This window comes from Nocardiopsis sp. MG754419, assembly GCF_018207095.1.
In the GTDB taxonomy this organism is placed as follows: Bacteria; Actinomycetota; Actinomycetes; order Streptosporangiales; family Streptosporangiaceae; genus Nocardiopsis.
The window spans coordinates 44,475-59,230 of sequence record NZ_QOCZ01000013.1 but is presented as its reverse complement, the minus strand read 5'-3'; the positions used below and the strand labels follow the sequence as shown (position 1 = coordinate 59,230).

Sequence of the window (14,756 nt, the reverse complement as noted above, 5' to 3'; positions counted from 1 at the left end):
GGGAGAGGGCGCGCAGCCCGGTGATGACCCGTTCCAGTACCGGCCGCCCCCCGGGCCCGCGTCACCGTCGACCGGCCGGTACTGGAACGGGTCATCACCGGGCTGCGCGCCCTCTCCCTGGGGAGTGACCGGCCCGGAACGGTGGTCACGTGAACGGTGGTCCCCCACCGCGCCGTCGGGTTCCGGGGCTGCGCGACTGGATCGCCGACCGCAGGGTGCTGCGCCGACTCAACCAAAGGAAAGAGAAGGACATGCCGAACATCGAAGCCGGACTCAAGGAAATGATGGGGATCGACGGGGCGGTCGGCGCCGCCGTCGTCGACTACAGCAGTGGGATGGCCCTGGGCACCCTCAGCTCGAGCAAGTCCCTCGACCTCACCGTGGCGGCCGCGGGCAACACCGAGGTGGTCCGGGCCAAGATGCGGACCATGGACCAGCTGGGGCTCAACGACGCGATCGAGGACATCCTCATCACCCTGTCCGGGCAGTACCACGTCATCCGTCCCCTCACCAGCCACAAGGGGCAGGGCCTCTTCCTCTACCTGGCACTGGACCGGTCCCGCGGCAACCTCGCCCTCGCCCGCCACCGGCTCCGGGGCATCGAGGAGACCCTGGAGGTCTGACACCGGTGCCGGGACGTGACGGTGGAGGCCGGAGCCGCCTCCACCGAGCCGTCCCGACCGTCGCTCCCGCGCACTTCCCCGGGCCGGCACCCATGGGGAACAATGTCGTTGACCACCCCCCAACGTGCAGGGAGACCGGCGATGTTCCGGATCGCGATCAGTCGGCTGAGCGACGACGGTCGGCGTATCACCCCCGAACACCGGGGCACGGCCCTGTCCATCGACGAGGCGGTCCTCGCACTGCGGGAGGTGCTGCCCAGCGTGGACACCGGAGCGTTCGGCGGGGCCGCCGTCCAGCGCTCGGTCAACCGGGTGAACGACTTCCGCCACGACGTGGACACCGACGACGGGCGCTACCGCGTCGTCATCGCGCCGATGATGTGACGGCCGGGGACCGTGTTCGCTTGGGGCCCGCTGCGCTTCGGTCCGTGTTCGGGTGCCTGACGGCACGGCGGGAACCTTCGGCACCTACGGTGTGAGGGATCGTACCTCGTGATCCCACCTCCGGCACCTCCACGGGTTGTCAGAGATCAGGGCCCGCCGGCACCCGAACGCACACCCCCGTAGGCCGAGCTGCGCGGTCGCCGAACCCCTCATGGCGCGGGGGTCTGCGTGTCCGCAGACCCCCGGTGGTGCGGGTCCGGCCCGTCCGCGGATCACCCGGGCGCGGGGCCCGCACCCTCGGGGCCGACGGCCCGGGCTAGTCCGACCCGAAGGCCGAGTCGAAGGAGGTCGTGGGCGGGTCGAAGAGGTTGGCCCGGACGAACTCCACCGCCTCCGCCGCGCCGGTCAGACGGTCCATCCCGGCGTCCTCCCACTCGATGGAGATCGGCCCCTCGTAGCCGATCGAGTTGAGCACCCGGAAACACGCCTCCCACGGCACGTCGCCCCGGCCGGTGGACACGAAGTCCCAGCCCCGGCGCGGGTCGCCCCACGGCAGATGCGATCCCAACCGTCCGTTGCGTCCGTTGCCCACCCGCTTGCGGGCGTCCTTGCAGTCCACGTGGTAGATGCGGTCCCGGAAGTCCCACAGGAAGCCGACCGGGTCGATGTCCTGCCACACCATGTGGCTCGGGTCCCAGTTCAGCCCGAACGCCTCACGGTGACCCACGGCCTCCAACGCCGCCTGGGTCGACCAGTAGTCGTAGGCGATCTCCGACGGGTGCACCTCGTGGGCGAACCTGACGCCCACCTCATCGAACACGTCCAGGATGGGGTTCCAGCGGTCGGCGAAGTCCTGGTAGCCCGCCCGGATGACGTCGTCGCCCACGGGCGGGAACATCGCCACGTACTTCCAGTTCGCCGAACCGGTGAAGCCCACCACCGTGGACACGCCCATCCTGGCGGCGGCGCGCGCGGTCGACCGCATCTCGTCGGCGGCGCGCTCGCGCACGCCCTCCGGGTCACCGTCGCCCCAGATCCGGGACGGCAGGATGTCCCGGTGGCGGTGGTCGATGGGGTCGTCGCACACCGCCTGACCCAGCAGGTGGTTGGAGATGGCCCACACACCGAGTCCGTGCCGACGGAGGATCTCCAGACGGTCCTGGACGTAGTCGTCGTCGACGGCGGCGCGGGTGACGTCCAGGTGGTCGCCCCAACAGGCGATCTCCAGGCCGTCGTAGCCCCAGGAGGCGGCGAGCTCGCACACCTTCTCGAAGGGCAGGTCGGCCCACTGGCCGGTGAAGAGGGTGACCGGTCTGGTCATCGTGCTTCCTCCGTTGGTCGGGGGTCGGGGGCCGGTTGGGTCACAGCGGGGTCGACCCCGTCGGTGCCGGCACACCGACGAGGTCGAGCATGAGGTCGCGGACCTCGGTGGCCGCGAATCGGTCCCGGGCCGCGGCGGGATCGGTACAGATCAGCAGCGGTCCGTCCTCGGGGTCGTCGTGCGGACGCCCGTGGGTGCCGCGTACACAGCCCGGGTCCAGGGGGACGACGTTCATCGCGTACCGCAGGCCGACCTTCTTCCGGACCAGGTTGGCCGCGGCCCGGGCCTTGACCATGGGGTCGGCGGGGTCCAGGAACAGCTCGGCCGGGTCGAAGCCGGGTTTGCGATGGATGTCGACGCCCCGCGCGAAGTCGGGGGCGTGGTCGTCGTCGAGCCAGTAGTAGTAGGTGAACCACGCGCCGGGTTCGGCGAACAGCACCAGTTCGCCCGAGCGCTCGTGGTCGAGTCCGTGGTCGGCCTGTCGCCGCCGGTCCAGGACGAGCTCGACGCCCTCGATCCCGGAGACGATCTCGGTGACGCGGGGCAGGTCGGCGGGGTCGTCGACGTAGACGTGGGCGCACTGGTGGTCGGCGACCGCGAAGGCGCGCGAGGTCCACGGGTCCAGGTACTCCATGCCCTCCTGCGTGTACACCTCCAACAGCCCGGCCCGGCGCAGCGCACGGTTCACGTGGACGGGTCTCTCGGCGGGGGTGATGCCGTACTCGCTGAGGACCAGCACACCGACGCCCGCCGCCTCGGCGTCGTCGAGCAGGGGTGCCAGGGCGGTGTCGAGGTCGCGGACGGCCTGGTGGGCCTCGGCGGAGTCGGGCCCGTGCCGCTGGAGGTCGTAGTCCAGGTGCGGGACGTAGCAGAGGGTCAGGTCGGCCCGGGGGAGCAGCCGGCGGGTGGCCGACACGATCCACTCGGTGGAGCGGATCGACGCGGTCGGCCCCCAGTAGTGGAACAACGGGAAGGGGCCCAGGTCCGCGGTGAGTTCGTCGTGCAGTTCCACCGGGCGGGTGTAGCAGTCCGGGGACTTGCGTCCGTCGGCGTGGTAGACCGGCCGCGGGGTGATGGTCCAGTCGGTGGTGGCGCCCATGGCGTACCACCAGCACACGTTCGCGGTCCGGAACCCGGGCCGGTGTCTGCGGGCGGTCTCCCACACCTTCTCTCCCTGGACCAGCCGGTTGTGCTGGCGCCACAGGTACACCTCGCCCAGGTCCCGGAAGTACCAGCCGTTGGCGACGGCGCCGTGGTCGGCGGGGGCGGTCCCGGTGAGGAAGGTGGACTGGACGGTACAGGTGACGGCGGGCAGGACGGTGTCCAGCGTGGCCTGCCAGCCCTGTGCGGCCAGTGCGCTCAGCCGGGGCGCGTGCCGGAGCAGACGCGGGGTGAGGCCGACCGCGTTGACGACGAGGAGGCGGCGGTCCTGGGGCATGGGGGCGTTCCCTTTCGGTGGGAGGCGGGAGCGGCGGGGAGGGTCACAGGGCGCTCAGTCCCAGGTCGGTGAGGCGGTCGCGCGCCCAGGCGAGCTCGGCGGCGATCCCCTCGACCAGCCCGGCCTCGCCCACGGGTCGCCGATCCTCGGGCAGCACCGTCCAGGTGTAGGTCTCGACCTCGATGTGGTCGGTGCGCGCCCCGTCGGGACCCAGCAGGTGGGCGAGGGTGTCGGTGAGGTGGTCGGTCGTACCGCGCAGTGGCGGACTCGCGGGGGAGTGCAGGGGCGCGTGGAAGTGGGTGCGCCAGGGCCCGCGCCCGTGCAGGGGCCGGGGGCCGGTCAGGGCGTCGGGCAGGTCGTCCCGGCCCCGGGTGCGCCCGCCCACGAGTTCCCGGGTCTGGTGGAGGAAACGGTCCTCCGCGAAGGCGGCCAGCGCCGCGCGCGTGTCCGGGTCGGTCGGGTCGGGGACCTCCACCGCCGCCGAGGCCTGGGTCTTGACCACCGGCAACCCGGCGTCCTCCAGCCGGGCGAGCGCCGTGCTGGGCTCCTCGAACCCCACGGCCAGGTGGCAGGTGTCCAGGCACACGCCCAGGTGTTCGGGGAGCCCGGAGAGGAGCCGGGCGGCGTCCCGGGTGGTCTCCACGACGCACCCCGGCTCGGGTTCCAGGGCGACGCGCACGGGGCGTCCCGCGTCGGCGATCCCGGCCAGGACCCCGGACAGTTCGGTCAGGTGAGCGCGCGCCGCGCCCCACCGTTCCGGTGACCAGGGTTCCCGCCAGGCCAACGGCAGTGTCGAGACGCTGCCCCGGGCGGCGTCGTCCGGCATCAGCCGGGCCAGGACCCGTGCGCAGTCCACGGTGTAGTCGAGGCGGGCGCGGTCGGTCCAGTCCGGGCTGTACACGGCGTGCTTGACGACCGGGTCGTGGAAACCGGTGTAGGGGAAGGCGTTGAGCGTGACCGTCTCCAGCCCCGACTCCTCCAGGCCGGTGCGCAACCGGTCGACCAGGGCCGGGTCGGCGGCCAGTGCGCGGGCGAGGGGCGCGGGCAGCCACAGACCGAGTCCCAGCAGGTCCACGCCGAGGGCGGCGCGCACCCCGCCGCCGAACACCCGGATCTGGCGCAGGACGCCGTCGAGGTCCTCGGCGGGGTGGACGTTGGTGCAGTAGGCCAGGTGGACCACGGTGCCGTCGGGGTGGCGGAACCTCATCCGGCGTCCCCCTCGGGACGCTCGCCGCGCAGGATCGAATTGCCCTCGAAGGTGGCCCCCGTGGCGGGGTCCCCCTCCAGCAGCAGCCGGCCGCTGCGGGCGTAGAACTCCACCGGGTTGCGCCACAGCACCCGGTCCACGTCGTCGTCGGTGAAACCCGCCGCCAGCATGGCCTGTCCGGTGTACAGGGTGGTGAGGGGGTCGCTGTGTCCCCAGTCGGCGGCCGAGTTCACGACCATCCGGTCGGTGCCCCACTCCGCGAGGATCCGCACCATCCGCTCCGGGTCCATCTTGGTGTCCGGGTAGATGGAGAAACCCATGACGCAGCCGGAGTCGTGCACCATCTCCACGGTGGTCTCGTTGAGGTGGTCCACCAGGACCCGTTCGGGGGCGATCCCGGACTCGGCGACCAACCGCAGTGTGTGCCGGGTGCCCTCGGCCTTGTCCCGGTGCGGGGTGTGCACCAGCACGGGCAACCCGAACTCCTCGGCCAACGCCAGCTGGTGCCGGAACGCCTTCTCCTCCTCCGGGGTGCGCGAGTCGAAGCCCACCTCGCCCACGGCCACCACCCCGTCCTTGGCCAGGTAGCGGGGGAGGATGTCGAGGACCCCGGAGAGGCGGGGGTCGTTCGCCTCCTTGGGGTTCAGCGCGATCGTGCAGTGGTGGGCGATGCCGAACTGCGCCGACCGGAAACGCTCCCAACCGACGAGGCCGTCGAAGTAGTCCCGGAAGGAACCGACGCTCGTGCGCGGCTGTCCCAGCCAGAAGGCCGGTTCCACCAGGGCACGCACCCCCGCGTCGTACATCGCCCGGTAGTCGGCGGTGGTGCGCGAGGTCATGTGGATGTGCGGGTCGAAGATGCGCATTCAGCCCTCCTGGGTTCGTGCGTGGAAGGGGTGCCGGGGGAAGCGGTCCAGGACGAGTCGGACGTCGGGCGGCACCGGGCGGCCGGCGGCGGAGCGTTCCTCGGCGAAGTCGGCGCACATCCGGGCCAGTTCCGCGTCGGCCCGGGCGTCCAACCCGGCCACCAGACGCAGGGGCACCCCGACGAACAGGCACTTGAGCACCGTCTGCCGCCAGGCGTGGTCGTCCAGAAGGGCCTGGGCTCCGCTCGCGGACGCCGCCGCGACGAGCCGGGTGTCGTTGGTGCGCAGCGCGTCCGCCAGCAGCCCCCGCACCGTGGAAGCCGCCTCGGGGTCCTCGGCGTCCAACAGGTGCAGACCGTGCAGCACCGCCCGCTTCTCGTCGGCGTCGCCGTACCCGTACAGGTCGGCCGTCTCCACGGCCGCCTCCTCGGGCGGCAGCGCCCGCACCAGTACGCGGAGCAGTTCGGCCCGGGCCAGGTCCTCCAGCGTCGGACCGAGCGTGCCGGTCGGGTCGCCGGAGGGCCCGGCGCCCCGACCCACGCGCCGTCCCACCGCGGGAAAGAGCACGGCGATCCGTGAGGGGCGCTCCGCCACCTCGGCGCTCAGGGCGAGCAGCGTCGCCCGTGACTCGGGACCCCACAGGTCGAGCGTGCTCACGCGGCCTCCTTCGTGACCACGGCCCAGGCGGCGTCGAGCGCGCGCTTGGACCGTTCCGCGACCAGGGGTGCGGCGTGCCCGTGCCGGGGCAGTTCCACCGAGGCCAGTCCCGTGTACCCCACGCGGTGCAGGGCCCCCAGGACCCCGGGCAGATCGATGTCGCCGTCCCCGAACTCCAGGTGGTCGTGGACGTGGGGGCGCATGTCGTCCAGCTGCACGTTGGCGATCAGGTCGCCGGCCCGGGCGACGGCGCCCTCGGGCCCGTCGGGTTCGTTGCACACCCCGTGCCCGACGTCCAGGGTGACCCGCAGCCGTTGTGGGTCCCCGAGCCGGCGACGCAGCTCCAGCACGTCCGACAACCGCTCGGCGAACATGCCGGGTTCCGGTTCGAAGGCGCAGTCCACGCCCAGCGCGTCCGCGACCACCAGGACCTTCTCCACCCCGGAGGTGAGCCGGTCCCATCCCTGGTCGGTCCCGGCGCCGCGGGGCAGGATCCCGGACCAGAAGGACACCGCCTCCGCTCCCAGGTCGTCGGCGATCCGGACCGCGCGTTTGAGCAGGTCGACCCGGACGTCCCGGTCGGAGTCGGAGACCAGCGTCGGTTCGTGCTTGCGTCGCGGGTCCAGGAGGTAGCGGGCGCCGGTCTCCACCACCAGCGCCAGCCCCAGGCGGTCCAGTCGACGCCCGATCGCGGCCACCCGTGCCTTGGCGTCCAGGGAGAACGGGTCCAGGTGGGGGTGGTCCAGGGTCAGCCCGACCCCGTCGTAACCGAGGTCGGCGATGATCGCCAGCGCGTCCTCGATCCGGTGGTCCCAGAAGCCGTTCGTGCCGTAGCCGAACCTCATGTCACCGCCACCCTCTTCGAGGCGCGGGCGGCGACGGGGGCGCCCACCGCCAACGCGCAGGCCAGTTCCGGGGCCCCGTACCGGGACAGCAGGGCCGCCTGGAGCGGGATCATGCCGCGGATGCCGACGCCGGTCGCCTCCCGCGCGTGCTCGGCCGAGGGCTCGGACAGGGCCCGCCCCTGGGCCGTGCCCACCGTGGCGGCGTAGGTCCCGGCGAACGCCCCCGCCAGCACACCGCCCACCGTGACGCGCCCGGTCGTGGACGCCTCCTGGTCCGGTCCGGCGGCCAACGTCGCCCCTGCCAGGGTGCAGGCCAGGGAACCGGCCGCCACCTCGGGCCGGGTCCCGTGCACCTCGCCGCGGCTCAGCGCCGTCACCCCCAGGGTGTGCACGGCCATGGCCAGGGCGGGCCGCGCCGCGCGTCCGGGGTGGTCACCGGCACCGAGCAGGACGTCCAGCCCACGGGCCGTCGCCATCCCGAGCGGCGACAGCCGAGTGGGTTTGAGCACCAGGTCGTAGGTCCACACCGTGGCGGCCAGCGCGGAGGCGACCAGCGCGCTCCGGCGTCCGCCCGCCAGCGCGGCCACCCCCACCCCGGCCACCGTGAGCCCGGACGCGACCGCGAGGGCCTCGCCCGGACCCACCTCCCCCGAAGGGAGAGGGCGTTCGGGACGCTCGACCGCGTCCAGCGCGCGGTCGGCGTAGTCGTTGAGGGCCATCCCGGCCCAGTACAGGCACACCGAGGACAGCGGCAGTGCCCACGCGCGGGGCTCGCGGAGCCGTCCGGCGGCGGCCGCCCCCGTGAGGGTGTCACCGAGGACGGTGAGCGCCGCGGGCAGACGCACCAGGCGGGCCAACGATCGGACCTTTCGGCTCATCGACGACCGCCCTCCTCCCCGCCGCACCAGGCGGTCAGTGCGCGCCACTGCTCGGCCAGGCCGTGCACGTCGCTCGCGGCCGGGTCCTTGAAGAAGAAGCCGAGCTCGGGCACCGCGCCGACCCGGCCGGTCCGGTGGGCGTGCGCGCTCAGCCGGGCCAGGTCCAGCACCAGCGGCGCGGCCAGCGCCGAGTCGTACCCGGACCAGGTGAACTGCAGCGTCATGCGAGCGCCCAGGAACCCCTCGAAGGACACGTGGTCCCAGGCGGTCTTGGCGTCGCCCAGATCCGGCACGTAGTCGATGTGCAGCGGACCGTCCACCGGATGCCCCAACAGGGCCTCCAGCCCACGGGCCTTGGACGCGGACTTGTTGCTGTTGCTCTCGGGGTCGGCGAGGGTGCGACCGTCGCCTCCACCGAGCAGGTTGGTGGCCGACCACGAGCGCACCCGCAGGGCGCGCGCGGCGAACATCGGCGCCAACGCGCTCTTGACCAGGGTCTCGCCGGTCTTGCCGTCCGAACCGGCCCAGGGCAACCCCAGACGTTCGGCCAGGGCCGCCACGGCCGGCGCACGCGGCCCCGCGTTGGGCGTGAACTCCACGAAGGAGCACCCCGCGCGCAGGGCCGCGTAGGCGTAGACCGAGCTCGCCGGAACCCGGGCGGTCCCCGCGTCCAGAGCCGCCTCCAGGAGGTCGGGATCGGCGAGCTCGGGGCTCGGCGGCGGAGGTGGTTCGGTGCTGGACACGTCCACGACCACGACCCGCTCCAGGTCCTCGGCCTCGGCGAACGCGCGCAGATCCGCCTCCAGGGCGTCCGCGTGGTGACGGGCGAACCCCTCCGGGCGCGCCTCCAGTCCCCGACGGATCCGCCGGTCCACCGCGCCCAGCTCCTCGGCGAACACCTCGGGCAGGTGCGGCGGCAGCACTCCGGACCTGGCCAGCGGCTCGGCGCTCTTGGCCAGGTGGGTGCCGTGGACGTCGTGACCGGCGAACACCAGGTCACCGATGCCGGGCAGGCCCGCGCCGGCGAACTCGGGGCGTTCGGTGACGCACCCGGTCGGCTCGGCCGCGCCCGCCCGGACGGCCATGGCGCCGAGAACGGCCGTGGTGGCGACCGATCCGCGCGCCCCGACCAACCACACTCCGATTCGTGTCATGCGGGGTCCCCTGTCAGTGGTTTTCGTGTCCGGGCGCGCCTCCGGCGGCGCCGTCGCCGTCCTCGGCCTCGTCGGGCTCCATCGCACCGCTGCCCGGGGCGGTGGGGAGGTACAGGTGGATGTGGCCGTGACCGGAGTCGATGCTGACCACGTCCAGTTGGGTGGCGGCCACCGACCAGCCGCGGACCGCCTGGTCGCGCAGGTCGGCGGTGAGTTCGAGGAGCTCCGTGCGCTGGTCGCCGTCGGCCTGGGCGGCGGCGTGGTAGGCGTTCAGGGCGGAGCCGAGCACGTCCACGGAGCCGCGCAGCCCCGCGTGGGTGACGTTGAAGTCGGTCTCGCCGGACTCGGCGTGGTCCAGGTGCGCTCGGGCGTTCTGGGTGCTCTTGAGCCAGTCGTCGATGGTCTCGGTGTCCGGCAGGTCCTCGGCGGGCTCGCCGCCGTCCGCGGGCAGCACCTCGTCCAGGGAGTTCAGGACGGGCACCAGTTCCTCATGGGTGGCACGGGTGTGCTCGATGAGCTCCGCCACCTGGTCGACGTGGCGGTCCTCGGCGGAGGCCTCCAGTTCCGCGACCCGGGCCGGATCGGGGGTGACCGTGTCGTCCCCGCCGTAGACGACCAACACCACCACGGCGAGAACGGCGCCGACCAGGAGGACGGACCCTCCGGTCAGCCACCAGGTGAGGCGTCCGGAGTCCTGGCTCACCACCTTCTCGGTCGTGTCCGGTCCCTTCTGTTCCTGCTTCGCCCGAGGTCGGTCGCTCTGGTCCTTCTGGGTGCTCACGGGCACCTCCTGTCGGGGGGTTTGACACTGGCCGGGATGCGGGCGGCGTGTGCCGTGCGAACGACGCCGCCTGCGGTGCGGCGGGGCCGGGTGACGCCGGCCCCGCCGCGGCTCGTTCCACCGTCGCCGTGGCGACGGATCCGGTTACTCGGTGGTCAGGTGCCTGAGCCGTGCGGCCAGGCCCAACAACTCCTCTCCGGCGGACTCATCGGACACCGTCTCGGCGACCGCGACGAAACGGTCCAGGGAGTTGCCGGCCTGTGCGGGACGGCCCGCGCCGACGTGGTGCTCGGCCAGTTCCAGCCGTGCGGTGAGCCTGCGGGCCTCGGAGTGGGTCAGCGCCCCCTCCGCGGCCAGCTCGTCGATGCGCTCGGCCACCTCGGCGAAGGTGACCGGCTCCGGCTCGGTGACCTCGTCGGTCACCTGCACGTCGCGGAACCACACCGTGTCGGCGTCACCGTGGTTCTGCAGACCGACGAAGCCGGACGACAGGTCCCGCGCCGGGTCGGTACTGGTGAACTCGTTGACCAGCGTGTCGTTGATCCAGACCCGGATCACGGGGTCGACGACCTCGATCTCCATCGTGTTCCACTCGCCCACGACCTCGGGGTGCGACGTGGCGGCCTGGAATTCGTAGATGGCGCCGGTCCGGTTGATCGGGTCGCCCTCCGGCGCCCCGTACGGGTCGATCTGGATCTCGTAGCCCTGCTCGACCGCGACCCAGGGGTCGTCCTCCGGGTCGGGGAAACCGACGAAGACACCGGAGTTGTCCGACTCCTCGTGGGTCAGGTAGTCGAGCTTGAGCCGGTACTCGTCCAGCTCGGTCTCGTGCCAGAGCAGACCCATGCCGCCGACCGTCTCCAGCACGCATCCCTCGTCGGTCTCGACGACGTCGAAACCGCCCGGGCCCGCCTGGTTCCAGCCGTCCAGGGACGCGCCGTCCCACAGCGGGGTGTAGCCCTCGTCCGTGGTGGGCGGCGCGCACTCGTTCGGTTCGGTCGCCGCGCCGACGGTGATGGTGTGGGTGGCCGAGGCCCCCGTCTCACCGTCGCCGTCGGTGGCCACCGCGTTGATCTCGTACTCGCCCTCGGCGGCGTCGGTCCACGTGGCCTCGTAGGGTCCCTCGTCGACCGTGGCCACGGCCTCGCCGTCGACCAGGAACTCCACCTGCTCGATCCCGGTGTCGCCGTGGTCGGTGACCTCGGCCGCCAGCGGGATCTCCTCGCCGACCTCGAAGCTCGCGCCGTCCTCGGGGCTGGTCAGCTCGGTCTCGGGACCGTGGCCGTGCCCGCCGTCGTGGTCGGCGTTCGCCTCGAAGTAGTTGAGGTTGAACAGGCCGTCGGTGGCGCCCGGGTCGTCCCCGGTGAACACCAGGTACAGCGCGAACGTCTCGCCCGGGTCGGTGACCTCCATGGTCACGTCGGTCCACTCCTGCGGACCGCCGGTGTCGGTGACGTCGACGCTGCCCAGCAGCTCACCGTCGGGGGCGTCCTGACGGGCCTCGATGGCGCCGCCCGGACCCTCGGAGGCGACCCGGAAGGTCATCTCCTCGACCCCGTGCAGGTTGACCGGGTCGTACGAGGTCCAGTCGCCGTGACCGATCGACGTGATGTTGCGCAGGCCGCCCTCGGAGTCCTCCGTGGATTCGGTCTGCACGCCCTCACTGTCGCGGAAGTACTGCGCCTGCATCCGCGACGGGTTGAGCGTGACCCCGTCGGATCCGGTCAGCGGTGGGGCGGACTCGCCACCACCGTCGGTGTACTCGGCCGTCAACACCCAGAAGATGTTCATGTCGTGGCCGTGCGCACCGTCGGTACCGGTGGCGCTCACCCCCTCGCAACCCTCGTACTGCGTCCACGGGTGCGCGTGGGTGTCGTGGCCCAACGCCGAGGTGACCTGCACGTCGTCACACTCGATGCCGTCGCCGATGGAACCGTCCTCGTCGTCCTCCACGGACACGTCGAACGGGATCTCGTCACCCCAGTTGAAGAACTCGCCGTCCCTGGGGCTCTGGAAGGCGACGTCGGGACGGGTGTTGCCCACGGTGATGGTGACCGTGGCCGTGCCGCTCCGCTCCTCGGCGTCGGTCACGGTCAACGTGGTGGTGTACCGGCCGTCCTCGGTGAAGGTGTGGGTCGGGGAGACCTCCGAGGAGGTGTTCCCGTCACCGAAGTTCCAGGCGAAGTCGATGTCCTGCCCACCGGGGTGGAAGGACTCCTCGCCGGAGAACTCGACCGTCAACGGCGCCGTGCCGGAGGTGGTGTCCGCACTGGCCCTGGCGACCGGGCTGTCACCCGAGCCGATGTAGTCGATACGGGAGATCGCCGAGTCGGCCGAACCGCCGAACCAGCCCGAACCGTACTCCAGGACGTACAGGGACCCGTCCGGGCCGAACTCCATGTCCATGGGGTTGGCCAGGTCGATGTCGGGGACGGTCTCGGTGATGTCGAGGACGCCGCCCTCATCGTCCAGGTGGACCTGCTTGATCCACTGGCGGCTCCACTCGTACAGCAGCGGAACGCCGTCGTAGTACTCGGGCCACTTGGTGTCCGACTCCAGCTCGGGGTCGAAGTGGTAGGCCGGACCGCCCATCGGCGCTCCGCCCCCGGTGCCCAGGTGCGGGAACTCCTCGGACTCGTCGTAGCCGTACCAGATCTCCGCGGGGGTGACCGGCGGAAGCTCCGTCAGGCCCGTGTTGCGGGGCGAGTCGTTGACCGGCGCGTCGCAGTCGAAGGGCTCGCCGGACGTGCCGCCGTCGTAGTCGTAGTCGATGTAGGCGGAGTTGTTCCCGATGCAGTACGGCCAGCCGATGTTGGAGGCCTCGGTGATGTGGTGCCAGGTCACCGTGTTCTCGGGGCCGCGCTCGGGGTCGGCCTCCGGGGCGTCCGGACCGTAGTCGGCCAGGTAGACGCTGCCGTCGGTCTGGTCCACCGCGAACCGGAACGGGTTGCGCAGACCCATCGCGAAGATCTCCGGCCGGGTCAGGTCCGCGTCGGAGCTCTCCTCCGGGAACAGGTTGCCCTCGGGGATCTCGTAGGTCCCGTCCTCGTTCATCGAGACACGGATGAGTTTGCCCCGCAGGTCGTTGGTGTTGGCCGAGCTGCGCTGGGCGTCGAAGGCCGGGTTGCGGCTCTCGCGCTCGTCGATGGGCGTGTACCCGTCCGAACCGAAGGCGCTGGTGTCGTCGCCGGTGGACAGCAGGAGGTTGCCCTCGTGGTCGAAGTCCAGGTCGCCGCCGACGTGGCAGCACATGCCGCGGGTGGCCTCGACCTCCAGGATGACCTGCTCGCTCTCCAGGTCCAGGGCCGGGGAGTCACCGTCGGAGAACTGGAACCGCGAGAGGTTGTTGTGCGCCTCGTAGGGGGCGAAGTCCTCGGGTGAACCGTCCTCCGGGGCGGCCCCGGACGGTACGCCGTCCACGACGGGCGCGTAGTAGAGGTACACCCACCCGTTGTTCTCGAAGTCCGGGTCCAGCGCGATGCCCTGGAGCCCGTCCTCGTCGTGGTCGTAGACCGGGACGTCGGCCAGAACGGTGGTCGAGTAGGTCTCCGGCGACCACAGGGACACCTGTCCGTCGCGGGAGGTGTGCATGACCCGACCGTCCGGCAGGACCGCCATGCCCATGGGCTCGCCGACGTTCTCCTCGCCCTGGGCGAGCGTCACCTTCTCGAAGTTGTCCCACTGCGTGGCGCCGCAGTCGCCCTCGACCTCACCGGCGGCCCACCGCAGACCGCCCAGGAGGTGGTCGGCGAACTCCGGTTCGGAGTAGGAGTCGATGGTGTGGCCGCCACCGGTGTACCAGGACCGACCGCCGTCGTAGGTCTGACACCAGGCGATCGGATGGTCGAAGCCCATCTGTCCGGCCGGGTCGACCTCGTCCTCGTAGGAGGCCTCGTTCAGGCCGGCGAGGACGTGCACGTCACCACGGGGGCTGACGTCGAAGTCGTACCACTCGTCGTGCCGGTCCCAGCTCGCCGGAAGCATCTCGGTGGAGGGGTGGACACGGTCGTTGACCATGACCTCGGCGTCCTGGGTGCCGGGCGGGTGGCTGGCGAAGTACGCGCCGACGAGGTCTCCGTACCACTCCCAGTCGTAGTGGGTGTCGGAGGCGGAGTGGACGCCGACGTAGCCGCCGCCCTCCTGGACGTAGTTCTCGAACGCCGCCTGCTGGTCCTCGTCGAGGACGTCACCGGTGGTGGACAGCCAGATGACCGCGTCGAAGCGGGCCAGGTCCTCGTCGTTGAAGACGTCGGCGTCCTCGGTGTGCTCGGTCTCGAAACCGTGCTCCTCGGCCAACGCCTCGTAGAGGGCGACACCGTGGGGGATCGAGTCGTGTCGGAAACCGGTCGTCTTGGAGAAGATGAGCGCGGTGAACGGGTCCTGTTCGACCTCGTCCGCCTGGGCCGGAACCGACGTCAGGCCGATGGCCATCATGACGGCCGCGGCCGTCGCGGTGAGCGCTCGTAGGGGTCTGCTGATCACGGGAAACCTCACCTGGGGGTGGGGGTCGATGAGTCCGTGCGGCGTGCCGGCGCCGACGGCAGGGACGATCTCGCGGTCACGGTGGGCCGGGTCGGTCGGGGACCGGTGCCGGTCGCGGCG

12 protein-coding genes are annotated in these 14,756 nt (G+C 71.8%); 2 read left to right on the top strand and 10 right to left on the bottom strand.

All coding sequences use genetic code 11. The features are described 5' to 3' along the window. Window positions 1–251 precede the first annotated feature (251 nt). Window positions 252–623, top strand: coding sequence for a hypothetical protein (locus DSY14_RS04385; RefSeq protein ID WP_211715142.1), 372 nt, complete (start codon window positions 252–254; stop codon window positions 621–623). Between the two features lie 141 nt (window positions 624–764). Continuing rightward, window positions 765–1,007: a hypothetical protein gene (locus DSY14_RS04380; protein WP_211715137.1), complete on the top strand. Its 243-nt coding sequence runs from the start codon at window positions 765–767 to the stop codon at window positions 1,005–1,007. Between the two features lie 316 nt (window positions 1,008–1,323). Here DSY14_RS04380 and DSY14_RS04375 read toward each other — a convergent pair whose 3' ends face one another. The 10 genes from DSY14_RS04375 to DSY14_RS04330 all read right to left on the bottom strand — a co-directional run bounded on the left by DSY14_RS04375 (window position 1,324) and on the right by DSY14_RS04330 (window position 14,636). Next, complete coding sequence (locus DSY14_RS04375) at window positions 1,324–2,328, bottom strand: sugar phosphate isomerase/epimerase (RefSeq protein ID WP_211715136.1); 1,005 nt, start codon at window positions 2,326–2,328, stop codon at window positions 1,324–1,326. A gap of 40 nt (window positions 2,329–2,368) precedes the next feature. Beyond that, the gene (locus DSY14_RS04370) at window positions 2,369–3,766 is read right to left on the bottom strand and encodes an alkaline phosphatase family protein (RefSeq protein WP_211715135.1); all 1,398 of its coding nucleotides are present in this window, start codon (window positions 3,764–3,766) and stop codon (window positions 2,369–2,371) included. A 43-nt stretch (window positions 3,767–3,809) separates the two neighbouring features. Then, on the bottom strand, window positions 3,810–4,973 hold the full coding sequence (gene eboE / locus DSY14_RS04365) for a metabolite traffic protein EboE (protein WP_211715134.1): 1,164 nt from the start codon (window positions 4,971–4,973) through the stop codon (window positions 3,810–3,812). Then, a complete protein-coding gene (locus DSY14_RS04360; RefSeq protein ID WP_211715133.1) occupies window positions 4,970–5,839 on the bottom strand; it encodes a TatD family hydrolase in 870 nt (289 codons plus the stop codon). The genes eboE and DSY14_RS04360 overlap by 4 nt, the downstream gene beginning before the upstream one ends. Then, complete coding sequence (locus DSY14_RS04355; RefSeq protein WP_211715132.1) at window positions 5,840–6,496, bottom strand: EboA domain-containing protein; 657 nt, start codon at window positions 6,494–6,496, stop codon at window positions 5,840–5,842. Further along, window positions 6,493–7,341 (bottom strand): sugar phosphate isomerase/epimerase, encoded by an 849-nt coding sequence (locus DSY14_RS04350; protein ID WP_211715131.1) that lies wholly within the window; start codon window positions 7,339–7,341, stop codon window positions 6,493–6,495. Before DSY14_RS04350 ends, DSY14_RS04355 begins: the two co-directional genes overlap by 4 nt. Further along, complete coding sequence (locus DSY14_RS04345) at window positions 7,338–8,219, bottom strand: SCO3242 family prenyltransferase (protein ID WP_211715130.1); 882 nt, start codon at window positions 8,217–8,219, stop codon at window positions 7,338–7,340. The genes DSY14_RS04350 and DSY14_RS04345 overlap by 4 nt, the downstream gene beginning before the upstream one ends. Beyond that, window positions 8,216–9,373 carry an inositol-3-phosphate synthase gene (locus DSY14_RS04340; RefSeq protein WP_211715129.1) on the bottom strand — a complete coding sequence of 386 codons (1,158 nt, stop codon included), beginning with the start codon at window positions 9,371–9,373 and terminating at the stop codon, window positions 8,216–8,218. Before DSY14_RS04340 ends, DSY14_RS04345 begins: the two co-directional genes overlap by 4 nt. 13 nt (window positions 9,374–9,386) lie before the next feature. Continuing rightward, window positions 9,387–10,154 carry a hypothetical protein gene (locus DSY14_RS04335; RefSeq protein ID WP_211715128.1) on the bottom strand — a complete coding sequence of 256 codons (768 nt, stop codon included), beginning with the start codon at window positions 10,152–10,154 and terminating at the stop codon, window positions 9,387–9,389. 144 nt (window positions 10,155–10,298) lie between these two features. Continuing rightward, a complete protein-coding gene (locus tag DSY14_RS04330; RefSeq protein WP_211715127.1) occupies window positions 10,299–14,636 on the bottom strand; it encodes a ThuA domain-containing protein in 4,338 nt (1,445 codons plus the stop codon). Window positions 14,637–14,756: the final 120 nt, after the last annotated feature.